Here is a 25485-nt window from a genome sequence, read left to right as displayed (position 1 = left end):
CCGTGCTTTCGGCCGCGTCTTCAGCCGCGTCCCATCGTGCGGTCGACGCGGATCTCGATCACCACGCGCAGCGGGTTGGCCGACGGGGGACGGTAGCGCTCGGCGTACCGACGCTCGGCGTCGGCTATGGACGCGGGGTCGTCGCGCAGGACCGCGGTGCCCTCCAAAGTCGCCCAGCGGCGGCCGTCGATCTGGCACAGTGCGACGCGCATGCCCGCCGGGCCCGCCGCGCGTATGTTGCGGGCCTTGCGGCTGTCACGCCCGGTGATGACCCGGGCGATGCCGGTCTCGGGGTCGAAGGTCGCGCCGACCGGCACCACGTGCGGGGTGCCGTTGGGGCGGAGTGTGGTGAGCGTGCAGAGGTGGTATTCGCGCCAGAAGGCAAGGTAGGCCTGGTCGAGCGTGGCGGCGAGCGGGCTCGGCGGCATGTCCGGCAGTGGTGTCGGGAGCAGGCTCGGGACCGACGGCGGGGCGGCGAGCCGGGCCACTCCGGGAGCAGCGCCCGGGACCGCGGTCGGTGCCGGGCTCGGCGCCGCGGAGGTCGCCGCGGCCGGTGCGTCGGTCTGCGGGTCGGCGAGCGGCGACGGTGCGGGGCTGCTGGCGGTCACGGCTCCGACGGTAGCCGCCGCGAAACCCGGCCTGATCTGCGGGGTCGAAACGCCCCTGCGCAAAGTTGAGTGGAATAGACTCAACTTTGTGCCCGTTGTCTCCGACAGAGACGGGGAACCACAGACCGGAACCCCGGACCGGGAACAAGAGACCGGGCATGGAGTGACCGGGCAACGAGCGACCGGGCAACACCGGCGAGCCGGAGAGAGAGAAGGAGTCGCAGCGCGCACATGGATGCCAACAAGCTCACCACGAAGGCCGCGGAGGGTCTTTCCACTGCCGTACGCAAGGCGGCGGCGTCCGGGCACCCCCAGGTGGAGCCCGCGCATCTACTCCTGGCCTTGCTCGAACAGCCCGAGGGCACCGCGATTCCGCTGCTGTCCGCCCTCGGCGTCGAACCGACCCGCGTGAAGGCCGCCGCCGAACAGGTGCTGGACCGGCTGCCGCGGGCGCAGGGCTCGACGGTGGCCGCGCCGCAGCTCGCGCGCGAGACGCTGGCCGCGCTCAACGATGCGGGCGAGCGCGCCCAGGCGCTCGGCGACGCGTTCATCTCGACCGAACACCTCCTGGTCGGCATCGCCGAGACCGGCGGCGCGGCGGGCGAGGCGCTGCGCGCGCAGGGGGCCACCCCGCAGGCGCTGCTCGACGCGTTCACCAAGGTGCGCGGCAGCGCGCGGGTGACGTCCCAGGACCCGGAGAGCACGTACCAGGCGCTGGAGAAGTACGGCCGCGACCTGACGCAGGAGGCCCGCGACGGCAAGCTCGACCCGGTCATCGGGCGGGACGCGGAGATCCGGCGCGTCGTGCAGGTGCTGTCCCGGAGGACCAAGAACAACCCGGTGCTGATCGGCGAGCCCGGCGTCGGCAAGACCGCCGTCGTCGAGGGGCTGGCCCGGCGCATCGTGGCCGGCGACGTCCCCGAATCGCTGCGCGGCAAGCGGCTGATCGCCCTCGACCTCGGCGCGATGGTCGCGGGCGCGAAGTACCGCGGCGAGTTCGAGGAGCGCCTGAAGGCCGTGCTGACCGAGATCAAGGACAGCGACGGCGAGGTCGTCACCTTCATCGACGAACTCCACACCGTGGTCGGCGCGGGCGCCACCGGCGACTCCGCGATGGATGCCGGCAACATGCTCAAGCCCATGCTCGCGCGCGGCGAACTGCGTCTGGTCGGCGCCACCACGCTCGACGAGTACCGCAAGCACATCGAGAAGGATCCCGCCCTCGAACGCCGTTTCCAGCAGGTGCTGGTCGGCGAACCGAGCGTCGAGGACACCATCGCCATCCTGCGTGGCCTCAAGAGCCGGTACGAGGCGCACCACCAGGTGCAGATCGCGGACTCCGCGCTGGTGGCCGCCGCGACGCTCTCCGACCGCTACATCACCGCGCGCTTCCTGCCCGACAAGGCGATCGACCTGGTGGACGAGGCCGCGTCGCGCCTGCGCATGGAGATCGACTCGTCCCCGGTCGAGATCGACGAACTCCAACGCGCGGTCGACCGGTTGCACATGGAGGAACTCGCGCTCGCGAAGGAGTCCGACCCGGCGGGCAAGGAGCGCCTGGAGAAGATCCGCCGCGATCTCGCCGACCGCCAGGAGCAGTTGAGCGCCCTCACCGCCCGCTGGCAGCAGGAGAAGGCCGGCCTCAACAAGGTCGGCGAGCTGAAGAAGCAGCTCGACGACCTGCGCGGCGAGGCCGAACGCGCCCAGCGCGACGGCGACTTCGAGACCGCGTCCAAGCTGATGTACGCCCAGATCCCGACCCTGGAACGGCAGTTGGCCGAGGCCTCGCACACCGCCGAGACCGCGGCCACCGCGTCCATGGTCAAGGAGGAGGTCGGCCCGGACGACGTCGCCGACGTCGTCTCGTCGTGGACCGGCATCCCGGCCGGCCGCCTACTGGAAGGCGAGCGCGGCAAGTTGCTGCGCATGGAGGAGGAGATCGGCAAGCGCCTCATCGGCCAGACGACCGCGGTGGCCGCCGTCTCCGACGCGGTGCGCCGGGCACGCTCCGGCATCGCCGACCCCGACCGCCCCACCGGCTCGTTCCTCTTCCTCGGCCCCACCGGCGTCGGCAAGACCGAACTGGCCAAGTCCCTCGCCGACTTCCTGTTCGACGACGAGCGCGCGATGGTGCGCATCGACATGAGCGAGTACGCCGAGAAGCACTCGGTGGCACGCCTGGTCGGCGCGCCGCCCGGCTATGTCGGGTACGAGGAGGGCGGCCAGTTGACCGAGGCGGTGCGGCGTAGGCCGTACACCATCGTGCTGCTGGACGAGGTCGAGAAGGCGCACCCGGAGGTCTTCGACATCCTGCTCCAGGTGCTGGACGACGGGCGCCTGACGGACGGTCAGGGGCGCACGGTGGACTTCCGCAACACCGTGCTGATCCTGACCTCGAACCTCGGCTCGCAGTTCCTGGTCGACCAGACCCTGGACCCCGCGGACCAGAAGACCCGCGTCCTGGAGGTCGTCCGGGCGTCCTTCAAGCCGGAGTTCCTGAACCGGCTGGACGACGTGGTGGTCTTCGACGCCCTCGGCACCGGCGAACTGGCGCACATCGTGGACTTGTCCGTCGCCCGGCTGGGGCAGCGGCTGGCCGACCGGCGCATCGCGCTCACGGTCACCGAAGCGGCCCGCGAGTGGCTGGCCCTGACCGGGTACGACCCGGCGTACGGCGCGCGCCCACTGCGCCGCCTCGTGCAGACGTCGATCGGCGACCAGTTGGCCCGCGAACTGCTCGCGGGGGAGATCGCGGACGGCGACACCGTGGTCGTGGACCTGGACGAGGCTCACGACAAGTTGTCGGTCACCGCGCAGAAGGAGAACGAGAGGGCGGCCGCGAAGAGCCTTTGAGGCTCGGCCGACCAGTTGTTCGCTTGCGGGCCCACTGCCGGATGCCGCGGTGGGCCCGTTCGCGTCGTCTGTGAGGTGTGGAAGAACATTTCTGCGGGACCGATGAGTTTCCGCGGGCATGCCGGTCCAAGAAGGCGTTGACTGAAGCAGCCGGCCGCACGCCACCAACGGTTCCGTGCGCGGCCACACACGGACACCTGGGAGAACTTGCGATGCGTACCCTCATCAGCTCCGCCTTCGTCTCGCTCGACGGCGTCGTGGAGGCTCCCGGCGGCGAGCCCGGCTACCGGAACTCGGGCTGGACCTTCAAGGACATCGAATTCCTCCCCGAGGCCTACGAGATCAAGGCCCGCGAGCAGGAGGAGGCCGCCGCGATGCTCCTGGGCCGGGTGAGCTACGAGGCGTTCAGCCCGGTGTGGCCTGGTATGGAGGACTTCGCCCGCTACAAGGACCTGCCGAAGTACGTGGTCTCGACCACGCTGGCCGAAGGCGACCTCGTCTCCGACTGGGGCCCGACCAGCATCCTGCGCACCCTCGACGAGGTGGCGGCGCTCAAGGAGACCGAGGGCGGCCCGATCATCATGCACGGCAGCGCGACGCTGAACCGGGCGCTCTCCGACGCGGGCCTCATCGACCGGTACCACCTGATGGTGTTCCCGATCCTGCTGGGCGCGGGCAAGCGGCTGTTCAGCGGCACCGACAAGGACGGCCAGATGCTGAAGCTGGTCGAGCACGAGGCGTACGCCAACGGGATCCAGAAGAACGTGTTCGAGGTCGTCCGCTGATTCGGGCGGCCGCGGTTCGCGCCGGGGCTCACGCAAAAGCTCGCACGGCGGCTCGTACGGGCGCTCACGCCGAGGCCCACACCGGGGCTCGGACCTGATCCCACGCCGAGCTCACGCCGAGCCCACGCCGTGTTTGCAACCGGGCGCACGCAGAAGCCCGTGTCCCGGACCGAGACCCGGCGCGCTCAGTCCGGCCGCGGCCCCGTGTAGGTGCCCGCCGGCCGGAACCGGTGCGGCTTCGCCTGGTACTCCTCCAGCGCGTGGGCGATCCATCCCGCGGTGCGCCCGACCACGAAGACGCCCTCGCCCGCGTCGGCCGGCATCGCGCAGGACAACGCCAGCGCGGCGAGCGCCAGGTCGATGTTGGGGCGCAGCGCGGGCCGCCGGGACATGACGTCGGCGAGCGCGTCGACCGTGCGCATGACCGCGCCCGCCTCCGGGATCTCGCGGAGCAGCGCCAGCAACTCGCGCGCCCTGACGTCGCCTTGCCGGTAGACCCCGGCCTCGTGGCCGAACCCGGGAACCGGGATGCGGGAGCGCAGCCGCTCCGACACCACGCCCGCCGGGTCGCCGGACGCGTGCGCCTCGGCGAGGAGACGGTAGGCCAGCGCGCTCGCGAGCCCGTGGTGCGGGCCGTCGACCGCGCCGATCCCCGCCTGCACGACCGAGTACGGGTCGGCCCGCACCGAAGCCGCGATGCGTGCGGCCGTCGTGGACGCGGCGAGGCCGTGGTCGGCGGTGAGCACCAGGGCGGCGTCCAGCGCGGCGAGCGTCGCGGGGGAGGGCGGGCGTACGGTCAGCCGGGGCCACAGGCGCGCGGCGAGCGTCGGCGGGGCCGGGTCGGCGGCCGGGCCGTCGCCCGACAGCGGCAGGGCCTCGACCATGGTGGCGAGCAGCGAACGGGCGGTGGCCGTCACCGCGTCCGGGTCGGTGGCGTACCGCAGAGGGTCCACGGCGGCCGCGGAGGCGACCGCGACGCGCATGCGGTCGATGGTGCGCGCGGACGCGGGGAGCACCCCGACGGCCGCGCGGGCGACCGCGAGGGAGGCGGCGTCCGCCTCGAACACCTCGTCGGCGTCCAGGGCCTCGTGCCACAGCCAGGCCGCGACCGCCTCGAAGCCGTGGGTGCGGACCAGCCGCGAGACGGGGACGCCGCGATAGAACAGGTCGTCGTCGCGGATCAGCGTGAGGGCGGTGCGGACCTCCTCCAGGGCGGGTGAACCGCCGCGCCCGCGGCCCGCTCGCCGGGCGACCGCGTCGACCTCGTCGGGCGCGAACAGGCTGGTGCGGCCGTCCTCCGCCCGGACGCTGGTCAGCAGGCCGCGGCTGACGTACGCGTAGACCGTCTCGACCTTGACGCCGAGTCGGCGCGCGACCGCGTCGGCGGTGAGCCGGTGCGGCCCCTCGGCCTGCTCCTGCGTCTGTCCTCGCGGCTGCTTCTGCGGCTGTCGCTGCGGCTGTCCGGCGCTGGAAACCATGCCCCCAGGTTGTCACATTGACTCGATCAATGTTGACGTCCTCAAGATTGACCGGGAGAGTCGCAAGTACCCGCGGAACCAGCGGGATTCGCCCAGGACCCGCCCGCCGCGCCGACCCGGCCCGGGGACGGGATCCGCCCGGAACCCAAGGGGGTCGCCATGTCCGCCACCGCAGGACGGGCCGCCGCATCGCCCTCCGGACCGCGCCGCGACACCGTCGTCGAGGTGCCGCGCGGCCTCGCCGGAGTCGTCGTCACCGACACCGCGATCGGCGACGTACGCGGCCGCGAGGGCTTCTACCACTACCGCGAATACTCTGCCGTCGACCTGGCCGAGCACCGCGTGTTCGAGGACGTCTGGCACCTGATGTTGCGTGGCGCGTTGCCGGACGCCGTGGAGCGGGGCCGGTTCGCCCGCGAGGTCGCGCCGCTGCGACGCGTACCGGACACCGTGCTGCCGCTACTCGGCCCGGTGGCCGACGCGACGCGAGGCGGGGGGCCGTTGGCCGGGCTGAAGGCGCTGCTGCCGTTGGTGGCGGCGGCGTACGGCATGGGGCCGCTGTACGACGCCACAGCGCGCCGCCGACAGGACGAAGCCCTCGCGCTCGCCGCCGTCGTGCCGACGCTGATCGCCGCCCTTCACCGCCTCCAGCGCGGAGAACGGCCGCTGGAGCCGCGCGACGACCTCGGCTACGCCGCCAACTACCTCTACCTGGCCACCGGTTCGGAGCCGGACGCGGCGCGCACGAGGGCCGTCGAGGCGTACCTCGTCTCGACCGTCGACCACGGTTTCAACGCCTCGACCTTCACCGGGCGCGTCATCGCGTCCACCGGCGCGGACCTCGCGTCGTGCGTCGCGGGAGCCCTCGGCGCGCTGACCGGGCCGCTGCACGGCGGGGCGCCGAGCCGCGCGCTCGACACGCTGGACGCGATCGGCACGCCCGACCGGGCACGGGCGTGGATCACCGACCGCGTGCTGGCCGGGGAGCGCATCATGGGCTTCGGGCACCCGGTCTACCGGACCGAGGACCCGCGCGCCCGCATGCTGCGGGGCATCGCGTACGACCTCGGCGGCCCGCTGGTCGACTTCGCCGCGCAGGTCGAACGCGAGGTGGTCGCCGTGCTGGCGGACCTCAAGCCGGGCCGCGAACTGCACACCAACGTCGAGTTCTGGGCGGGCGTCGTCATGGAACTGTGCGGACTGCCGCGCGACATGTTCACCCCGACGTTTGCCGCGAGCCGTGTGGTCGGCTGGACGACCCACGCACTTGAGCAGGCCGCCGACTCCAAGATCATCCGCCCCGCCGCGCGCTACGTGGGGGCCCCGGCGCCGCAAAGGGTCCCCGCGGACGCGTGACGGAGTCGGGCGCCGGCCTACGGTCGGCATCTGATCGCGGACCGCGTCCGACCGGCGTCCTGCCTCGGCTGCGGTTTCGCTCGCCGGGGCGGTTGTCGGCCCGAGGCCCGCGCATCCTGTCCATGGGGCGTGCCCGAGGCTGCGCACGTGCGTGCTCGGGTTCGCCATGGCGGACCCACACGCGCGGCCCCACGCGTCCGCGACTCGCGTGCGACCGCCGCCCCGTCCCTGCTCGATGTCCCTCCTCGCCGTCCGTCCTTGCCGACCCGCCGACCCGCAGCCCCGCAAGCCCGCCGACCCGCAGGCCCGCCGACCGCCCGCGCCCGGAGCCCCGGTGCCGCGGGCGGCTTCGGTTTTCCGGCCGCGGCCGCAGGGCCTGGGCACCGGCCGAAATGTCCGGTAGACAGTGGCTCCGGAAATCTCCTGCGGAAAATCTCCGGCGGCGGTGTAACGCAATCGGGCGACCGAGGACTCTCCCATGCGTACAACGGAAGGGGGAGGCCTGTGGCAGGCACGGGGAAAGCGGCGGCGGACACGGACTATCTGGAGTTCGCCGCTGCACGCAGCGGCGCCCTGTTCCGGATCGCGTGCCTGCTGACCGGCGACTGGCACCTGGCCGAGGATCTGGTGCAGGAGACGCTCGGCAAGGTGTACGTGTCGTGGCGCCGCGTCAGCGCGGCCGATTCGCCGTCCGCTTATGCCGACGCGATCCTCGTCCGCACGTTCCTGTCCTACCGGCGCAAACGCAGTTCCGGCGAGATGCCGACGGGCTCTCTGCCGGACCGTGCCTACGCCGCGGACGATCCCGGCCTGCGGCTCACGCTGCTCGACGGGCTCGCCCGCCTGCCGGAGCGGGACCGGGCGGTGCTGATCCTGCGCTACTGGGAGGACCGCTCGGTCGAGGAGGCCGCCGAGGTCCTGCGCATGTCGCCGGGAACGGTACGCGTGCGCTCGCTGCGCGCACTTCGGCGCCTCCGCCGCCTGCTCGGCGACCAGCTCCCGCAACTCGCCGAGTGCTGATCCGGGCCCACGCCCGGACCCCGCCCAGTTCCCGTGTCCAATCGCCATGCCCCGCCCGGCCCTCGCGTCCGGCCCGCACCGGCGCCCGTGCCACCACCCCAGCCGCCTCGCGGAACCCTCAGACGACCGGTGAACCCGGAGAACGGTGACCGACCATGCCAGAACACCCCAGGAACGACGAGGGGGACAGCGACTTCGAGCGCGGTCTCCCGGGCGCGCTGCGCGCGGTCTCGCACGACTTCCCCGGGCCCAGCACCGACCTGATCGCCCGGGGCCACCGGCGCGGACGGCGGCTGCGCCGGGTCCGCGGCATCCAGGTCGGGGTCTCGGTGGCCGCACTGGTCGCGGTGGCGCTCGGCGGGGCGTACGCGGTCGTGGGCCTCGACGACGACGGCTCGGTGCCCGTCGCGGGAGCGGCCAGTACTGCGCCCGTCACCCCCGGGACGAGCGCGCCGCCCGCGCACGTGAGCGCCGCGGACATGCTGGCGAACCTCAAGAGCGTGCTGCCGCCCGGCGGCTCGTACTCCGACGAGACCTCCCGCGGAACCGAGCCCGAGGCGGGGCAGCCGCGCCGCGACGCGAGCGCGAAGCTGCTCTACCGGAACACGAAGGGCGCGTCCGGCGTCGCCGTGACCATCGGCGGACACACCGAGGCGCCCGTCTGCCCGCCCCCGCAGGTCGCCCCGCACGTGCGGTGCAGCAGCGAGACGCTGCCGGACGGCTCGACCGTGGCCACGGTCCAGAACTTCACGTACCCGAGCAAGAACACCGGGCAGAAGGACTGGTACGTCCAGGTCTTCCGCCCGAACAGCGTCCTCGTGACGGTCCACGTCTACGGCGGCGGGGGCGAGAAGGAGACGTCGAGCCCCGTCGACCCGATCCTGACCACGGACCAGATCAAGGCCGTGGCGACCAGCGACACGTGGGGCCCCGCGATCGCCGCGGTCGGCAGCGGACTCCCCCCGGCCACGCCGCCGCCCGCGCAGGGGACGTCCGAGATCCTCGGGCTGCTGAAGATGTTCGCCCCGCCCGGGGCGGCGATCTCCGACGAGTTCGCACAGACCGGCAATGCCTCGTTCATCGTGGACGACGGCAAGGGCAGGTCGGCGCTGGGCGTCAACGTGCAGCGGGACATGACGGCGGCCTTGGGGCCGGCGCACAACTGCGAGGCCCTGGGCCGGGAGTCGACGTTCTGCGAGGCCGAGACGCTGGCCGACGGCACCCGCGTCCTGCTGCTGAAGCGGCCGTCCGAGAAGGGCGGCGACGCGGTGGTGTGGACGGCCGACCTGCTGCGTCCGGACGGCTTCCGCGTCGTCGCGTCGTCGATCAACTCGTACGCGGAGGCCGCCGAGCCCACACGTACCGCACCCGCGCTCGACCTCGCCCAGCTCCGGGAGCTCGTGACCGACCAACGCTGGCTCTCGGTCTGACCCGGACCGCCCGCGACACACGCGACACACAAAACCGCACGCGGGGCACGGAGCCGCGCGGCACACGGACGAGCGGCCGGTCCCTCGCGGCCCGGCTGCTCGTCCTTGCGCTCCCGGGCCGTCCGCCCTCGGCGCCCCTGCGGGCAGCGCGGCGCGGGCCATCCGCCGCCGCGGACAAGGTCCTCGCCGGGACGTCGCACGGGCCGTGCGCCGCCGCGCACGATGGCCGATCCGCGCGGACTACGCGTCGTCGCGGTGCACCGTCTCCGGCGCGAAGCCCGGCACGCACACGGCGACGTAGTCCGCGCCGTCCGCGCCGCGCGTGCTGTAGCGGACCCACTCGCCGGCCTTGGTGCGGATGCCCTGGCCCGCCGCCACCTCCTGCACGCCGCCCTGGTACTCGACGGTCAGGACGCCGCGCAGCACCACGGTGTACTCGTCGAACTCCGGGGTCTGGCCCGGTTCCTCCCAGCCGCCGGGCGAGCTCATGTGGGCGATGCTGAGCGCGCTCTCACCGGTGTTGACCCGGCCCACGTACTCGCGAATGATCTTGGGGATGTTGCCGGCCGCCTCGACGACGGTCGGCTTCTCGATGAAGTCGGGCATGCCGCCATCATCACCCCGGAGCGCCGAAAAGCGTTGGCTGGGGGGTCCGTCCGGGTGTCACGCTGCGGACATGTCCACACTGCGGGTCACCGCCGAGCGGTTGACCATACACACCCACCCCAATGCGGATGCGCTCGAACTCGCGCAGGTCGGGCTGTACCGCGCCGTCGTGGCCAAGGGCCAGTACCGGGACGGCGATTGGGCCGTCTACATCCCCGAGCAGGCCGTGCTCCCCGACGAGCTCATCGACGAACTCGGCCTGACCGGAAAGCTGGCGGGCTCCGCCAGGAACCGCGTCCGGGCGATCCGACTGCGCGGCGAGCTGTCCCAGGGCATCGTCTGCCGCCCGCGGTCGCTGGCCGACACCGACCTCGCCGCGGCACACGCCGACGCCGCCGACTTCGCCGCCGACCTCGGGATCGTCAAGTGGGTGCCCCCGATCCCGGTGCACATGAGCGGCGACGTGGTGGCCGCGCCCGACCTCCTGCCGTGGATCGACATCGAGAACATCAAGCGCTACCCGGACGTGTTCGCGCCGGGTGAGCCGGTGGTCGCCACCGAGAAGATCCACGGCACCGCCTGCCTCTACACCTTCACGCGGGACGGGGACTTCGTGTCCTCCAAGGGCTTCGGCGGCAAGGGCCTCGCGCTGGCCCGCTCGGAGAAGAACCTGTACTGGCGGGCCGTGCTCGGGCACCGAGTCCCCGAGGCCGCCGCCAAGCTCGCCGCGATCTTCGGCGCGGAGCGCGTCGGGATCTTCGGCGAGGTCTACGGGCAGGGTGTCCAGGACCTCGGGTACGGGGCCCGCGGCGGGGCCGAACTGCCCGGTTACGCGGTCTTCGACGTGTCGTTCTCGGACGCCTCGGGCGCGCTGCGCTGGGTCGACGCCGAGGAACTGTCGGACGTGCTGGGCGGCCTGTCGGTGAAGCTGCCCGTCGTACCGCGCCTGTACGCCGGGCCGTACGACGAGGCCGCGCTCGTCGCCCTCGCCGAGGGCCGCGAGACGGTGTCCGGGACGGCGGCCCACCTGCGCGAGGGCCTGGTCGTACGCTCCGCCCGCGAGCGGCGCAGCGACGTGACCGGCAGCCGGGCGATCGGCAAGCTCGTGTCCGACGGCTACCTGACCCGAAAGGGCGGAACAGAGTACGAGTGAGGGGGAGTGTCCTTTACCTCCGGGAAACGCCTGGTGACGTCCTGTGACCGGAGTCACCGGGCGGCGCCGGGATGGGAGAGGATGGCCGGGAGACGTCTGGAGAGGAATGTAATGAGCATTGACCCGTCCTCGATCCCGAGGCCGAACTTCGTTCCCGCGACCCCGGTCATCCGGCCGACGCAGGAGCTGATCAAGCAGGTCCTCACCGAGCTCGAAATCAACCACTTCGTCGACGACGAAGGGGACATCGGCGCTCCGTGGGAGGGCTTCCGCATCTACTTCATGCTCAAGGGCGAGAGCTCCGAGATCTACACGGTCCGGATGTTCCTCGACCGCGAGTTCGATGTCACCGACAAGCCGCGCATCCTTGAGGTCCTGGACGACTGGCACCGGCAGTACTTCTGGCCGAAGGCGTACACGCACGTCCACGACGACGGGCGGCTGCGCATCATCGCGGAGACCCAGCTCGACCTCGAACCGGGCATCAACCGCGAGCTGTTCGTCTTCACCACGCGCGCGTGGGTCAGCACCTGCATCTCGTTCTCGAACTGGCTCGCGGAGCAGCTTCCGGCGCCCGAGACGCCGGAGAGCTGAGCGCGGAGGCGAACGCGTCCGGGCGGCCGAGAGCCCCCGGCCGCCGCACGGCACCATCGAGAGGGCGGCACCCTTCCGGGGCCGCCCTCTTGCGCGCTTCAGCGCAGAGTGGCCAGTCGCTCGGCCGCCTCGCGCAGGACGACCTCGCGCTTGCAGAACGCGAAGCGCACGAGCGGGCGTCCGATCTTCTGGGACTCGGGTGTGTCGTCGAAGAACACCTTCTCGGGGACCGCGACGACGCCGCACAGCTCGGGCAGCTTGCGGCAGAAGTCCAGGCCGTCGTCGAAGCCCAGCGGGGTGATGTCGGTGGTGACGAAGTACGTCCCCTGCGGCCGGTAGACGGTGAGGCCCGCGGCCTCCAGACCGGCGACCAGCACGTCGCGCTTGGCCCGCATGTCGGCGGCGAAGCCCTGGTAGTACTCGTCGGGGAGGCGAAGGGCCTTGGCGACGGCAGGCTGGAACGGCCCGCCGGAGACGTACGTCAGGAACTGCTTCGTGGTCCGCACCGCCGCGACCAGCTCGGGCGTCGCGCAGACCCAGCCGATCTTCCAGCCGGTGAACGAGAACGTCTTGCCCGACGAGCTGATCGTCACGGTCCGCTCGCGCATGCCCGGCAGCGTGGCCAGCGGAATGTGCTCGCCGTCGAACACCAGATGCTCGTAGACCTCGTCGGTGATCACCAGCAGGTCGTGCTCGACCGCGAGTTCCGCGACCGCGGTGAGCTCCTCGCGGGTGAGCACCTTGCCGGTCGGGTTGTGCGGGGTGTTGAGCATCAGCAGGCGCGTGCGCGGCGTGACGGCGGCGCGCAGCGCGTCGATGTCGAGGTCGAACGCGGGCGGGCGCAGCGGGACGCCGACGCGCACGCCGCCCGCCATCGCGATGCAGGCCGCGTACGAGTCGTAGTACGGCTCCAGCGCCATCACCTCGTCGCCCGGCTCGACCAGCGCCAGCAGCGCGGCGGCGATGGCCTCGGTGGCGCCGGTGGTGACCAGGACCTCGCTGTCCGGGTCGTACGCCCGGGCGTCCAGGTGTCCGTAGAAGCGCTGCCGGTGCTCCGCGATCGCGTGCCGCAGATCGGGGACGCCCGGGCCGGGCGGGTACTGGTTGTACCCGTCGCGCAGCGCGGCCACGGCGGCCTCGCGGATCTCGTCCGGGCCGTCGGTGTCCGGGAACCCCTGCCCGAGGTTGATCGCGCCGGTCCGCGCGGCGAGCGCTGACATCTCGGCGAAGATCGTCGTGCCGAGGCCGTCCAGACGGCGGTTCAGCAGCGGTCGGCCCACGGTGGCACCACTTCCTCTTCTGATCGGGTCTGGTCGCCGTTGACTGGGCGCGTACCGGCCCTGCCGGGATCTCCGGCGATCCTCGACCAGTGCGCTGCCAACGGTCCAGCTTTCACCCACACGAGTGAACATCTTTCACCGTCACGGGTGACGACGGCGAGGCGGTCAGCCCCTACGGTGAAGCGAACCCCGTTCCGCCCGTCCCACGGGCCCCCGACGGCTACGCCAAGACCGTCCATCCGCCAAGACCTGCCACCTCCCGAACCGCCGTGCCTGACGGCCTGTGCCCGCCGAGCCCTCCGCCCGACAGGCCGGAGCCCGGTCATTCCCCGTGCCCCCGACCCCCTGTGCCTACCAAGCGATGCATGCCGAACTGAGGACGACCTACTCCGACACCCGCGCCGACGCCCTGGGCTGGTACCTGGGCCTCGGGCCGTTGCGGCCGCTCGCGCTGCGCTCGCTCGACCTGGGCGGCGTGCGCATGGAGCTGCGCCTTCTGGGCGCGTCCCATCAGGTGCTCGTGCACTCCGCGCACGGCGTCTGCTCCGAGACGGTCGCGTGCCTCGGCGAACAGCGCACCCCCCTCCCGGCGCGCGCCGCGCAGCGGGTCGACGGCTGGGACTACGAGTTCACCTCGCTCGCCGAGACGCTGCCCGCCGACGACTTCGAGGCCCGGGTGCGCGCCCTGCTCGCGGAGGCCGAGGGGCACCCGGGCGGCATCGTCGGGGCGTACCCGGGCGAGCCGTTCGCGGTCACCGCGATAGTCGCCGAGCGCCGCGGGTCGGCCCTCTGCTGGTCGACCTGGCACACGTACCCGCAGGAGCGGCGCATCGTCAGCACGCGCAGCCGGGCGACGTGAGTCCGCCGGACCTGACACCGTTTCAGAACGAGGGAGCCGGTCCGTACCAGGTCGCCGGACGCCCCCGAGGCCGCCACCGCAGGTCCGAGCCCGGTTCGGCGGGGGCCGCGGAGTCGCTGCCGCTGCCGCCGGGGGCGGCCCGCTGGCTCGTGCTCGCCGCCGTGCTGGTCTGCTCGGCCTGCGGGCTCGTGTACGAACTGGCCCTGGTCGCGCTCGGCGGCCGCCTCGGCCCGGACCCGGTGGCCGAGACATCCGTCGTGCTGTCCGTGATGGTCTTCTCCATGGGCCTGGGCGCGCTCGCGGCAAAGCCGTTCGGGCACCGCCCGGCCGAGGCGTTCGCGGTCGTCGAGAGCGCGCTCGCGGTGGTCGGCGGCACGTCCGTGACCGTCGTCTACACGGGCGCGCACGTGTTCGGCCTCTACCGCCTGACGATGCTCACCGTGTGCGTCGCGACCGGCGTCCTGGTCGGTGCCGAGATCCCGCTGCTCATGACGCTCGTGCAGCGCATCCGGCAGCAGGACGCCGGGGACGCGGTCGCCGACCTGTTCGCCGCCGACTATGTCGGCGCGCTCGGCGGCGGGCTGCTGTTCCCCTTCCTGCTGCTGCCGACGCTGGGCCAGGTGGGCACGGTCGCGCTGGTCGGCGCGGTCAACGCGCTGGTCGGCACGTTCGTGGTGCTGTGGCTCTTCCGGGCCGACCTGGACCGACGCGCCCGTACCCGGATGTGCGTCCTGGTGGTCTCTGCGCTCGCCTTGATCGCCTGCGCCGCGGGGTTCGGACCGGATCCGCCCGCGACGACGCGCGAGAGCGACGGGCCGAAGTGCTCGTACACATGTAGTACCGGTGCGTAGGCTTCCTCTCGGTGTCGGGGTGTCGCACAGTTGTGCTCGTGGCGGCAGCACCCGCTGTCTCCGCGACGCCCGCAGGCGGAGGAGGACGACGAACCCATGCCGTACGAGGTCGTGGTGCCGATTCCGGTCCGGCTCGTCTGGGGCGTCTTCCACGACGCGGCACGGCTCGCCGAGTGCGTGCCGGGGCTCTCCAGCGACGAGCCGCCGCGTCACGAGGGCGAAGGCCCCTACCTGTCCGGCAGGCTGCGGCTGCGCGCGGGCGGCACGACCGTGACGTACCGCGGCGTCGCCGCCGTCGCCGAGGCCGAGCAGCCGCTTGCCGTCGTGGCGACGGCCGAGGGCGTGGAGGCGCGCGGCGAGGCGCCGGTCAAGGCCGTGCTCACCATCCGCCTGGACGACGAAGGCCCGTCCACCCGACTGGTGTTCGACGGCACGCTCAGCGCGCAGGGCCGCACGGCGGAGCTGCCGCCCGAGCAACTGTCCGCCGCCTGGCACCGGTTGGCCGACCGCTTCGGGGCGGCCCTCACCGAGGAGCTGGCGCCGGTCCGCGACCAGGAACTGCCGGACGTCGCCGCCGCCCGCCCGGCCGCGTCGGCCGAGGCCGCCCCGGCCGTCGTGGAGTCCCGGCCCCGCACGGTCGTCGTCCCGGCGCCCGACCCCGAGAGCTCGCGGACCAAGCCGCTGGTACGCAGGCTCGCCCCGCCCGCCGCGCTGCTCGTCGGCGCGTTCCTGGCCCGCCGCGCGGTGCGTGCGCGCCGCGTCCGCAGGGCGGCCCGGCGCGACGACGACTGACCGGCTGACCGGGAGCGTCCCGGCCGCCCATTACTCTTTCCGGCATGAGCGCCGACCGTGATGCCCTTCTCGCCCAGATCAAGGACAAGGCCGTGGTGCACGGCCGCGTCACCCTGTCCTCCGGCAAGGAGGCCGACTACTACGTCGACCTGCGCCGAGTGACGCTGGACGCGGAGGCCGCACCGCTGGTCGGCCGGGTCATGCTCGACGCGACCGCGTCCCTCGACTACGAGGCCGTCGGCGGCCTGACGCTCGGCGCCGACCCCGTCGCCGCCGCCATGCTGCACGCCGCCGCCGCCCGCGGACGCAAGCTCGACGCCTTCGTGGTCCGCAAGACCGGCAAGGCGCACGGCCTCCAGCGCCGCATCGAGGGCCCCGACGTCGCGGGCCGCCGCGTGCTCGCCGTCGAGGACACCTCCACCACCGGCGGCTCCGTCCTGACCGCCGTAGAAGCCCTCCGCGAGGCAGGCGCCGAAGTCGTCGGCGTCGCGGTAATCGTGGAACGCGGCGCGGCCCCCGCAATTGCCGCCGCGGGACTGCCGTATGTGACGGCGTACTCACTCAGCGATCTCGAACTCGGCTGATCACGCGGAATTCTTTTATCCCCCATTGCCAATTCACAAACGTCCGATAAGGTCAGGGTCCGGCCTCCTCCCGCACCGGTGGGTTGGGTCCGGTATTCGCACGGGGGATTCCAGCATGCCCACGATCGGCTCCTTTGTCCCGTCTCGCCACCACGGCGATCGACGTCAGGTCGTGGAGCGGGCGTGCGTCGACGCCCCCGCAGGCCACCGCTTAACGCGCGTCCGATAATTCCGCGCACGGCGGTGCCTTTGCATTTCCGTGCCGCGCCGCGGGTGTTTTGCCCGTTTTGGCCCGGCTATTTCGTTGTCCCCGAAATCCCCGAGGTTTTTCACCATGACGCTGCGCCGCAGCCTCGCCGTGACCGCGGTCACGGCCCTCGCGTCCTCCGCGGCCATATTCGCCGCCCCGGTCGCATTCGCCGACGAGACCGCCACGCCGACGCCCACCGCGACGGCCACGGCGACGAGCACGCCGACCAAGGACGCCACGGCGACGACCACGCCGACCGCGACCGCCACCACGACGACCACGACGGCCGCCACCGACAAGACCCCCGCGCCGGAGGTCAAGTCGCCGTCCGTCACCCCGCAGGCCGACGCACCGGCCCCGCCGGCCGCGGGCACGGTCCTCCCGAACGACCAGAAGGGCGACGAGCGCACCTCAGTCACCTTCCGGAACTTCCCGGCCAAGCTCGTCCCGGGCGCAGCGGCCAAGGAGTTCAGCGCGGTCGTCACGAACAACACCGACAAGGCGATCGACGTCTCGCCGGAGATCTACCTCCAGACCGTCGGCGGGACGCTGCGCGCCGAGCACGTCAAGATCGAGTACCTGCGCGACGGCAAGTGGCAGACCGCCAAGCTGGCGAACGTCGACTCCGAGGGCAACGCCGTCTACGGCGTCATCGGCGGCGGCTGGAGCATCGACGACGAAGGCTTCTACGTCTACGAGTCGCCGTACAGCGTCGGCAAGAAGGCCACGCTCGACGTCAAGGTCCGCGTGTCGCTCACCCCGTCCGCGCCGCTCGGCGTCGGCGTGGGCGTGCTGGGCAGCGTCGCCTGGGTCAACGACCAGGAGTTCGCCTCCATCGAATCCTTGAGCGACTTCTACGTCTTCCACATCGTGAAGACGGACGACGCGCCCAAGCCGGCCGACAACGGCACCAAGCCGAAGCCGAAGCCGAAGCCGACCAAGCCGGGTCAGGAGCTTGCGAACACCGGTGGGGACGACTCGTCGGCCACCACCATCGCGATCGTCGGCGGCGTCGCGCTGGTCGGTGGCGCGGGGCTGCTCGTGGTGATGCGCCGCCGCAAGAGCGGTGGGGCCGCGGCCGCCTGATCCGGGCGTACGTGACACGCACATGAAGGCGCCCCCGGCCGAATCGGCCGGGGGCGCCTTCGCGTCGTGGGGTTCCGTGTCGTGCGGGACGCCTCGAGGTCAGTTGCCGACCGGCTCCTCGGCGGGCTCGGCCACGTCGCCGGCGCGCTTCTTCGCCTTCCGCTCGCGGTAGACCTCGATGAAGATCGGCAGCAGCGACACCAGGACGATCACCGCGATGCCCGGCAGCAGGTACTTGTCGATGCTGTCGCCGATCGCGTCGCCCAGCCAGTACCCGGCCAGGATGATGCCGACGGTCCACACGACGCCGCCGACCACGTTCCAGACGAAGAACTTCCGGGCCGGCATCTCCAGGACGCCCGCGACCGGGTTCAGGAACGTGCGCACGATCGGGATGAAGCGCGCGAGGACCACCGCCTTGGCGGGGCCGAACTTCTCGAAGTAGTGCTCCGCCTTGTCGACGTACTCCTTCTTGAACAGCTTGGAGTTCGGCTTGTTGAACATCTTCGGGCCGGCCTTGGCGCCGATGAAGTGGCCGAGCTGGGCGCCCGCGATGGCGCACAGCGGCGAGCCGATCAGCAGCCAGGTCAGCGGCAGGCTCGTGCCGACGACCTTCTCGGCCGAGCTGGAGGCGGCCACACCGGCGAGGAAGAGCATCGAATCGCCGGGGAAGAAGAACCCGACGAGCAGGCCCGTCTCCGCGAAGATGATCGCGAGGATGCCGATGAGTCCGAACGTCGAGATGAGTGACGTGGCGTCGAGCACGTTCACAGCGAGGGAGTCCACCTGGGCAGGGTAGCCCTGTTCGGGGCCTCTCGTGGAAGCCGGTACACCCGCACGGTGTTCGGGGGATCACCCGGCGGGGCGGATCGAGGAGCGGAGCGGAGACATGGCGGAACGACTGGTGGTGATCGGCGGCGACGCGGCCGGCGCGTCGGCGGCCTCGCAGGCGAGGCAGCGGCGCGGACCGGACGACCTGGAGGTCGTCGTCCTGGAGCGGGGGCGGCACACCTCCTATTCGGCGTGCGGCGTGCCCTACTGGGTGGGCGGCCTGATCGACGGCGCCGACGCGCTGGTGGCCCGGACGCCGGAGGTGCACCGCGAACGCGGGCTGGACGTCCGGCTCGGCACCGAGGCCGAGGGCATCGACCTGGACCGGCGCGAGGTGGCCGTCCGCGACGTGCACACCGGGGCCACCGACCGCATCGGCTTCGACCAGCTCGTGATCGCGACCGGGGCGACGCCGGTACGCCCTCCCGTGCCCGGCATCGACGCACCGGGCGTGTACGGCGTGCAGACCCTCGACGACGGCCAGGCGCTCATCGACGCCCTCGACCCCGCGCTCACCCACGCCGTCGTGATCGGCGGCGGCTACATCGGCATCGAGATGGCCGAGGCGATGAAGCTGCGCGGGCTCGACGTCACCGTTCTGGACCGCGGTGCGCAGCCGATGTCCACGCTCGACCCGGACATGGGCGTCCTGGTGCACCGGCAGATGGAGGAAATGGGGATCAACGTCGTCACGCGGGCCGACGTCCAGGCGGTCGAGGCCGGTCCGGACGGGCGGGTGCGCGCGGTCGCGACGGCCGACCGCTCGTACCCGGCGGACCTGGTGGTGCTCGGCACCGGGGTGCGCCCGGCCACCGCGCTCGCCCGCGACGCCGGACTGCCGCTCGGCGACAGCGGCGGCATCCGGACGGACCTGCGCATGCGCGTGTGGGGCGGCGACCCGCGCCACGCCGGTATCTGGGCGGCCGGCGACTGCGTCGAGGTGCTGGACCTGGTCTCCGGCCGCTTCCGGCACATCCCGCTCGGCACCCACGCCAACAAGCAGGGCCGGGTGGCCGGGATGAACATCGGCGGCGAGTACGCGACGTTCCCCGGCGTCGTCGGCACCGCGGTCAGCAAGGTCTGCGAGCTGGAGATCGCCCGCACCGGGCTGCGCGAGCACGACGCCGACGCGGCGGGTTTCTCGTACGTCACCGCGGTGATCGAGTCGACCGGCCGGGCCGGCTACTACCCCGGCGCGCAGCGCATGACGGTCAAGATGATCGCCGAACGGGTGAGCGGCCGGCTGCTCGGCGTGCAGATCGTCGGCCGCGACGGCGCCGCCAAGCGCATCGACGTCGCCGCGGTCGCGCTGACCGCGCGGATGACGGTCGAGGACGTCACGGCCCTCGACCTGGGCTACGCCCCGCCGTTCTCCCCGGTGTGGGATCCGATCCTGGTCGCCGCCCGAAAGGCCGGGCAGCGGCTGGCCGGCGCCTGACGCGGACCGCCCGCCGGCACGGCTGTCGCGTACGGCACGAGGGGTCGCGTCCGGGAACCCGGCCGTGTCCCGGCACGGGTTGCGGGGCACATTCCCAGTGCACGGGGCCGGGGGGAGGAGGGTGTCACGCGCCAACAGGTCTGCCAGGATGGGCGCCAAGCGGTGATACGGCCATCCGTGTCGAAACCCTCATATCCGCCGCACGCTCGTTTGACGAGGAGCCATACGCATGCCCATCGCAACTCCCGAGGTCTACGCCGAGATGCTCGACCGGGCGAAGGCCGGTCGCTTCGCCTACCCGGCGATCAACGTGACCTCCTCCCAGACCCTCAACGCGGCGCTGCGCGGCTTCGCCGAGGCGGAGAGCGACGGCATCATCCAGGTGTCGACCGGGGGCGCGGAGTTCCTGTCCGGCACCACCGTCAAGGACATGGTCACCGGTTCGGTGGCCTTCGCCGAGTTCGCGAAGGTCGTCGCCGAGAAGTACTCGGTCAACGTCGCCCTGCACACCGACCACTGCCCGAAGGACAAGCTGGACGGCTTCATGCGTCCGCTCGTCGACATCTCGGCCGAGCGCGTGAAGAAGGGCCTCGACCCGCTGTTCCAGTCGCACATGTGGGACGGCTCCGCGGTGCCGCTGGACGAGAACCTGACCATCGCCCAGGAGCTCATCGCCAAGTGCGCCGCCGCGCGCATCGTGATGGAGCTGGAGATCGGCGTCGTCGGCGGCGAGGAGGACGGCGTCGACAACGAGATCAACGACAAGCTCTACACGACGCCCGAGGACGCGCTGAAGACCGTCGAGGCGATCGGCCTCGGCGAGAAGGGCCGCTACATGCTCGCGGCCACCTTCGGCAACGTGCACGGTGTCTACAAGCCCGGCAACGTGCAGCTGCGCCCGTCCATCCTCAAGGACATCCAGGACGCGGTCAGCGCTAAGTACGGCCAGGAGCGGCCGTTCGACCTGGTGTTCCACGGCGGTTCCGGCTCGCTGCTGGAGGAGATCCGCGAGGCGGTGGACTACGGCGTCGTGAAGATGAACGTCGACACCGACACGCAGTACGCGTTCACCCGTCCGATCGCCGAGCACATGTTCCGCAACTACGACGGTGTGCTCAAGGTCGACGGCGAGGTGGGCAACAAGAAGCAGTACGACCCGCGTTCGTACGGCAAGTCCGCCGAGACGTCGATGGCCGAGCGCGTCGTCGTGGCCTGCCAGGACCTGCGCTCCGCGGGCAACCGGCTGAAGTAGCCCCTTCTGAGGTAGCTCCGGCACCGGTGCGGATCGCGAACCGCGGTCGCGCACAAGGCCGGAGGAACGTTTGCGCGGCCCGGCGCCCTCGGGGGGTGCCGGGCCGCGGTGCGTCAACGGCGCCAGGGAATCGGGACGTTCTGCGGGGCACCGGGGACGCCGCGCGGGTCCTTCTTCGTCGGCTTGACCGGCACGGCACTNATCCCCCCCCCCGGTGCGTCAACGGCGCCAGGGAATCGGGACGTTCTGCGGGGCACCGGGGACGCCGCGCGGGTCCTTCTTCGTCGGCTTGACCGGCACGGCACTGTCGCGCGGGGCGGCGGCGGCCGACGAGCCGGGCCGCGGCCGCTTGTTGCCGCCGTCCTTGTGGTCCTCGGCGTCCTTGCCGCCGCCGCACGCGGTGAGCGCCAGCGACGCGGCGAGAACGGCGGTGAGAGCGAGGGCGGAGGCCCGCGTGCGGCCGGGCCGCGTGTCCATGATTCCCCTATGACTGCCGAACCGCGGCACCGCGGCTGAACCGGTCGTACGCACGCCGACCCTAGCGCCGCGACCGCGGGGTTCACCGGAACCGGGTGCGGGCCGGGGTGTGCGGCGCGGTGCAGGATGGGGGCATGACCATCGACCAGAACCTCTTCGGCGGCCCCGACCCGACGCTTCTGCCGGACGAGCCGGAGCCGCGGACGCTCCTGGCCTCCGGCACCGACCCTTCCGAGGTCGCCGCGAAGTACCCCAAGTCGTCGGCCGCGTGGGCCGCGCTCGCCGACCGCGCGTTCGAGGCGGGCAGCGTGGTGGAGTCGTACGCGTACGCCCGCACCGGCTACCACCGCGGCCTCGACGCCCTCCGCAAGGCCGGCTGGCGCGGCCACGGCCCGGTCCCCTGGGAGCACGAGCCCAACCAGGGCTTCCTGCGCGCCCTCAACGCCCTGGCCCGCGCCGCGGGGGCGATCGGCGAGGAGGAGGAGCAGGTGCGCTGCACCCTTTTCCTGCGCGACAGCAGCAAGACCGCGGCGGACCTGTTCGAGGGCTGAGGGACGGACGGCCGAATCGGCCGCAGGACCAGACCAGTTGGGCGCCCGGGGACACGCTCCCGCTCCGGGCCCCCGTCTCCGGCCGCGTCCCGGTCTCCGGCCGCGTCTCCGTTTCCGTCTCCGGCCGCGGTCTCCGGCCTGGTTTCCGGGCCCCGCGTCCGGGCCTCGTGACTCACCGGGGCCTCAACGGCGCCCGATCAGTCCGGTGAGGGGCGCCCTTCCGGGCGGGTCAGCCCGGGGCCGGTTGGGGGACGTACAGGCGCCAAGCCGCGGGGCGTACCGTCCATGTCCGGAGGCGGACCGGGCCGGTGGCCATGGCGTCGGCTTCGTAGGTGAAGTCCGGGCCGCAGACGGTGATCTCGCGGGCGCGGAGTTCGAGCATGGGGCCGCGTGCCGGGGCGGTGTCGTCCGCCGGGCGCGCGGTGCCGCGCGTCTGGGCCGGGAGGCCGAAGCGGCCGCCCGCGGCGAACGGAGTGATCATCACGTTCGCGGTCCCGGTCGCCGGCTCGGTGCGCGTGGCCGACGGCCGACCCGTCCCGTCGATGTTGACGGACCGTTCCTGCACGGCTACGGACGGGAGCTCGGGTGCGGCGGCGACACGCCCCGGGCCGGTGTCGCAATCGTCACATCCGACGTGCACCGAGAACAGCGGCCGGTCGACGTCCGCGACCACCCGGCCGTCCGCCTCGACCCGCAGCCGGTGCCCGGCCGGGCCGACCGCGGACGACACGGTGTGCGCCGCGCGGTCCCAGATCGAGCGCCACGGTTTGCGTACCGCGAGGCCCGCCGCGGAGGCGTTCCGGATCGCCCGCACGCCGTTGCCGATCCGCACCGAGCGCAGCGCGACGCCGCCCAGATCGTCCAGCAGCAGGTCCAGCGCCCGATCGTGGTCGCCGAGTGCCACCCGGGCCGCCTTGGCGGGCTCCGCGGGCAGTCCCAGGGCCCGGGCGAGGCCGTGGTCGGAGCCGGGGTGGGTGTCCACCGGCACGACGCCGAGCGGCGTCTCCGCGAGCTCGCCGCACCGGTCCAGGACGCGGACCACGGAGTGCACGCCGCCGTCGCCCGCGACCACCACGACACGCCGACGGCCGCGGCGCGCGAGCGCCCGTTCGAGCTCCGCCGAATCGCCGGGAACCACGATCTTGGCGGGCGCCGCGGCCCGCAAAACGTCGAGGGCGACCCGGACGGACTCGCCGTCCGCCGAGCGTGCCGCAGGGTCCGTGATCACGAGCAGCGCACGCTCGGCCGACACCGGTCGTCCTTCCTCAGGTAACCTCTCCCCGCAAGAGCCCCTTGCGCGCAGGCGTCAAGGGGCTTGGACTTTCCGGGGCTCCCGTGAACAAACATGCCCCGCCTGGAAGGGGTGTACGCCTCATGCCCGCACTCGTGCTCGTCGGTGCCCAATGGGGAGACGAGGGCAAGGGGAAGGCCACCGACCTGCTCGGCGGTTCCGTCGACTACGTGGTCCGATACCAGGGCGGCAACAACGCCGGCCACACGGTTGTCATCGGGGACCAGAAGTACGCGCTGCACCTTCTGCCCTCCGGCATCCTCACCCCGGGGTGCACCCCGGTCATCGGCAACGGGGTCGTCGTCGACCCCGGTGTGCTGCTCCAGGAGATCCGCACGCTTCAGGAGCGCGACGTCGACACGTCGAAGCTGCTGATCTCCGGCAACGCGCATCTCATCACGCCCTACCACCGCACGCTCGACAAGGTGACGGAACGGTTCCTCGGCAACCGGAAGATCGGTACCACCGGCCGTGGCATCGGTCCGGCGTACGCGGACAAGATCAACCGCGTCGGCATCCGGGTCCAGGACCTCTTCGACCCCGGCATCCTCCAGCAGAAGGTCGAGAGCGCGCTGCGCGACAAGAACCAGATGCTGGTCAAGATGTTCAACCGGCGCGAACTGTCGGTGCAGGCGGTCGTCGACGAGTACCTGGAGTACGCCGACGCGCTCAAGGACTTCGTCGCCGACACGACGTACATCCTCAACAAGGCGCTCGACGAAGACAAGGTCGTGCTGCTGGAAGGCGGCCAGGGCACGCTGCTGGACGTCGACCACGGCACGTATCCGTTCGTCACGTCGTCCAACCCGACCTCCGGCGGCGCGTGCGCGGGGTCCGGCATCGGGCCCACCAAGATCAGCCGGGTCATCGGCATCCTCAAGGCCTACACGACGCGCGTCGGCTCGGGCCCGTTCCCGACCGAGCTGCTCGACGACGACGGCGAGCGGCTGCGCACGATCGGCCACGAGTTCGGCACGACGACCGGCCGCGACCGGCGCTGCGGCTGGTTCGACGCGGTGATCGCGCGCTACGCGACGCGGGTGAACGGTCTGACCGACTTCTTCCTCACCAAGCTGGACGTGCTGACCGGCTGGGAGCAGATCCCGGTGTGCGTCGCGTACGAGATCGACGGCGTGCGGCACGACGAGATGCCGATGTCGCAGTCGGACTTCCACCACGCCAAGCCGGTCTACGAGATGCTGCCGGGCTGGTCGGAGGACCTCACCCAGGCCAAGACCTTCGACGACCTGCCCAAGAACGCGCAGTCGTACGTCAAGGCCCTGGAGGACATGTCCGGCGCGCCGATCTCGGCGATCGGCGTCGGCCCCGGGCGCGAACAGACCATCTCGGTCCGCTCGTTCCTGGACAACTAGCGCCTATCGGTTGTTGTCGTTCACTCCTGGGGCTGACACCTTGTCGGCTCCGGGGGTGAACGGCTGTCAGAGTGCCGGTTTCCGGAGGCTTGTCCGCTCCTTAGGCTGTGCGCCATGAGCACTGTGGACCCGGCGGCCGGGAAGGCCGTGTACGAAGCAGATCGCGCGCACGTCTTTCACTCCTGGTCCGCGCAGGGACTCATCACCCCCCTGCCGGTCGCGGGCGCCGAGGGGTCCTATTTCTGGGACTACGAGGGCAACCGCTACCTCGACTTCGCGTCGCAGTTGGTCAACACCAACATCGGCCACCAGCACCCGAAGGTCGTCGCGGCGATCAAGGAGCAGGCCGACAAGCTCTGCATGATCCAGCCCGCGTTCGCCAACGACGCGCGCAGCGAGGCCGCCCGGCTCATCGCCGGCCTGGCCCCCGGCGACCTCAACCGGGTGTTCTTCACGAACGGCGGCGCGGAGGCCAACGAGAACGCGATCCGCATGGCCCGCCTGCACACGGGTCGGCAGAAGGTGCTCTCGACGTACCGCTCGTACCACGGCGCCACCGCCAACGCGATCGCCCTGACCGGCGACCCGCGTCGCTGGCCGAACGAGACCGGCGTGTCCGGCATCGTGCACTTCTGGGGGCCGTACGCCTACCGCTCGCCGTTCCACGCGGCCACCGAGGCCGAGGAG

24 protein-coding genes are annotated in these 25485 nt (G+C 72.1%); 17 read left to right on the top strand and 7 right to left on the bottom strand.

Annotated features, from left to right (window positions below; translation table 11 throughout):
* Positions 1-20: 20 nt before the first annotated feature.
* Positions 21-428 carry a pyridoxamine 5'-phosphate oxidase family protein gene (locus ACRX5S_RS06715; protein WP_436772226.1) on the bottom strand — a complete coding sequence of 136 codons (408 nt, stop codon included), beginning with the start codon at positions 426-428 and terminating at the stop codon, positions 21-23.
* A 411-nt stretch (positions 429-839) separates the two neighbouring features.
* Here ACRX5S_RS06715 and clpB point away from each other — a divergent pair, with 411 nt between their 5' ends.
* Together clpB and ACRX5S_RS06705 are read left to right on the top strand one after the other, a co-directional pair.
* Positions 840-3461 (top strand): ATP-dependent chaperone ClpB, encoded by a 2622-nt coding sequence (gene clpB, locus ACRX5S_RS06710; RefSeq protein WP_436771843.1) that lies wholly within the window; start codon positions 840-842, stop codon positions 3459-3461.
* Between the two features lie 212 nt (positions 3462-3673).
* Entirely contained in the window at positions 3674-4246 is a 573-nt protein-coding gene (locus tag ACRX5S_RS06705) for a dihydrofolate reductase family protein (RefSeq protein ID WP_436771842.1), read from the top strand.
* Positions 4247-4431: 185 nt separating this feature from the next.
* Here ACRX5S_RS06705 and ACRX5S_RS06700 read toward each other — a convergent pair whose 3' ends face one another.
* On the bottom strand, positions 4432-5724 hold the full coding sequence (locus ACRX5S_RS06700; RefSeq protein WP_436771841.1) for a citrate synthase: 1293 nt from the start codon (positions 5722-5724) through the stop codon (positions 4432-4434).
* A 159-nt stretch (positions 5725-5883) separates the two neighbouring features.
* Between ACRX5S_RS06700 and ACRX5S_RS06695 the strand changes: the two genes are divergently transcribed.
* From ACRX5S_RS06695 to ACRX5S_RS06685, 3 genes are all read left to right on the top strand, one after another.
* Positions 5884-7080 carry a citrate/2-methylcitrate synthase gene (locus ACRX5S_RS06695; RefSeq protein ID WP_436771840.1) on the top strand — a complete coding sequence of 399 codons (1197 nt, stop codon included), beginning with the start codon at positions 5884-5886 and terminating at the stop codon, positions 7078-7080.
* A gap of 504 nt (positions 7081-7584) precedes the next feature.
* Positions 7585-8100, top strand: a complete 516-nt coding sequence (locus tag ACRX5S_RS06690; RefSeq protein ID WP_436771839.1) for a SigE family RNA polymerase sigma factor — start codon at positions 7585-7587, stop codon at positions 8098-8100.
* 155 nt (positions 8101-8255) lie between these two features.
* Complete coding sequence (locus ACRX5S_RS06685; protein ID WP_436771838.1) at positions 8256-9530, top strand: hypothetical protein; 1275 nt, start codon at positions 8256-8258, stop codon at positions 9528-9530.
* Positions 9531-9770: 240 nt separating this feature from the next.
* Here ACRX5S_RS06685 and ACRX5S_RS06680 read toward each other — a convergent pair whose 3' ends face one another.
* Complete coding sequence (locus ACRX5S_RS06680) at positions 9771-10136, bottom strand: cupin domain-containing protein (protein ID WP_436771837.1); 366 nt, start codon at positions 10134-10136, stop codon at positions 9771-9773.
* A 70-nt stretch (positions 10137-10206) separates the two neighbouring features.
* Here ACRX5S_RS06680 and ACRX5S_RS06675 point away from each other — a divergent pair, with 70 nt between their 5' ends.
* On the top strand, positions 10207-11289 hold the full coding sequence (locus tag ACRX5S_RS06675) for an RNA ligase (ATP) (RefSeq protein WP_436771836.1): 1083 nt from the start codon (positions 10207-10209) through the stop codon (positions 11287-11289).
* Between the two features lie 111 nt (positions 11290-11400).
* Positions 11401-11883, top strand: coding sequence for a YbjN domain-containing protein (locus ACRX5S_RS06670; protein WP_436771835.1), 483 nt, complete (start codon positions 11401-11403; stop codon positions 11881-11883).
* A gap of 98 nt (positions 11884-11981) precedes the next feature.
* Here the strand turns inward: ACRX5S_RS06670 and ACRX5S_RS06665 are convergent, their stop codons facing one another.
* Entirely contained in the window at positions 11982-13163 is a 1182-nt protein-coding gene (locus tag ACRX5S_RS06665; RefSeq protein ID WP_436771834.1) for a pyridoxal phosphate-dependent aminotransferase, read from the bottom strand.
* Positions 13164-13524: 361 nt separating this feature from the next.
* Between ACRX5S_RS06665 and ACRX5S_RS06660 the strand changes: the two genes are divergently transcribed.
* The 5 genes from ACRX5S_RS06660 to ACRX5S_RS06640 all read left to right on the top strand — a co-directional run bounded on the left by ACRX5S_RS06660 (position 13525) and on the right by ACRX5S_RS06640 (position 17585).
* Positions 13525-14022: a DUF2617 family protein gene (locus ACRX5S_RS06660; protein WP_436771833.1), complete on the top strand. Its 498-nt coding sequence runs from the start codon at positions 13525-13527 to the stop codon at positions 14020-14022.
* Positions 14019-14873: a hypothetical protein gene (locus ACRX5S_RS06655; RefSeq protein WP_436771832.1), complete on the top strand. Its 855-nt coding sequence runs from the start codon at positions 14019-14021 to the stop codon at positions 14871-14873. Before ACRX5S_RS06660 ends, ACRX5S_RS06655 begins: the two co-directional genes overlap by 4 nt.
* 96 nt (positions 14874-14969) lie before the next feature.
* Positions 14970-15665, top strand: coding sequence for a CoxG family protein (locus ACRX5S_RS06650; protein WP_436771831.1), 696 nt, complete (start codon positions 14970-14972; stop codon positions 15663-15665).
* A gap of 44 nt (positions 15666-15709) precedes the next feature.
* On the top strand, positions 15710-16249 hold the full coding sequence (gene pyrE / locus ACRX5S_RS06645; protein WP_436771830.1) for an orotate phosphoribosyltransferase: 540 nt from the start codon (positions 15710-15712) through the stop codon (positions 16247-16249).
* 334 nt (positions 16250-16583) lie between these two features.
* Positions 16584-17585: an LPXTG cell wall anchor domain-containing protein gene (locus tag ACRX5S_RS06640; protein WP_436771829.1), complete on the top strand. Its 1002-nt coding sequence runs from the start codon at positions 16584-16586 to the stop codon at positions 17583-17585.
* 99 nt (positions 17586-17684) lie between these two features.
* Here ACRX5S_RS06640 and ACRX5S_RS06635 read toward each other — a convergent pair whose 3' ends face one another.
* Positions 17685-18371 carry a DedA family protein gene (locus ACRX5S_RS06635; protein WP_436771828.1) on the bottom strand — a complete coding sequence of 229 codons (687 nt, stop codon included), beginning with the start codon at positions 18369-18371 and terminating at the stop codon, positions 17685-17687.
* A gap of 103 nt (positions 18372-18474) precedes the next feature.
* Between ACRX5S_RS06635 and ACRX5S_RS06630 the strand changes: the two genes are divergently transcribed.
* Positions 18475-19854: an FAD-dependent oxidoreductase gene (locus ACRX5S_RS06630; RefSeq protein ID WP_436771827.1), complete on the top strand. Its 1380-nt coding sequence runs from the start codon at positions 18475-18477 to the stop codon at positions 19852-19854.
* Positions 19855-20083: 229 nt separating this feature from the next.
* On the top strand, positions 20084-21106 hold the full coding sequence (fbaA, locus tag ACRX5S_RS06625; protein ID WP_436771826.1) for a class II fructose-bisphosphate aldolase: 1023 nt from the start codon (positions 20084-20086) through the stop codon (positions 21104-21106).
* 219 nt (positions 21107-21325) lie between these two features.
* On the opposite strand, the gene ACRX5S_RS06620 is transcribed toward fbaA, so the two are convergent.
* Entirely contained in the window at positions 21326-21583 is a 258-nt protein-coding gene (locus ACRX5S_RS06620; protein WP_436771825.1) for a hypothetical protein, read from the bottom strand.
* 134 nt (positions 21584-21717) lie between these two features.
* On the opposite strand from ACRX5S_RS06620, the gene ACRX5S_RS06615 reads away from it, so the two are divergent.
* Complete coding sequence (locus tag ACRX5S_RS06615) at positions 21718-22134, top strand: DUF3151 domain-containing protein (RefSeq protein ID WP_436771824.1); 417 nt, start codon at positions 21718-21720, stop codon at positions 22132-22134.
* A 229-nt stretch (positions 22135-22363) separates the two neighbouring features.
* Here ACRX5S_RS06615 and ACRX5S_RS06610 read toward each other — a convergent pair whose 3' ends face one another.
* Positions 22364-23386, bottom strand: a complete 1023-nt coding sequence (locus tag ACRX5S_RS06610) for a diacylglycerol kinase family protein (protein ID WP_436771823.1) — start codon at positions 23384-23386, stop codon at positions 22364-22366.
* Between the two features lie 122 nt (positions 23387-23508).
* On the opposite strand from ACRX5S_RS06610, the gene ACRX5S_RS06605 reads away from it, so the two are divergent.
* Positions 23509-24798 (top strand): adenylosuccinate synthase, encoded by a 1290-nt coding sequence (locus ACRX5S_RS06605; RefSeq protein ID WP_436771822.1) that lies wholly within the window; start codon positions 23509-23511, stop codon positions 24796-24798.
* A 114-nt stretch (positions 24799-24912) separates the two neighbouring features.
* Positions 24913-25485: aminotransferase class III-fold pyridoxal phosphate-dependent enzyme (locus ACRX5S_RS06600; RefSeq protein ID WP_436771821.1), on the top strand; the 573-nt coding region annotated here is incomplete at its 3' end.

The organism is Yinghuangia sp. YIM S09857 (genome assembly GCF_051388915.1).
Lineage (GTDB): Bacteria > Actinomycetota > Actinomycetes > Streptomycetales > Streptomycetaceae > Yinghuangia.
Note: the sequence above shows the minus strand (reverse complement) of the source record. Positions and strands in the feature narration are given on the sequence as shown.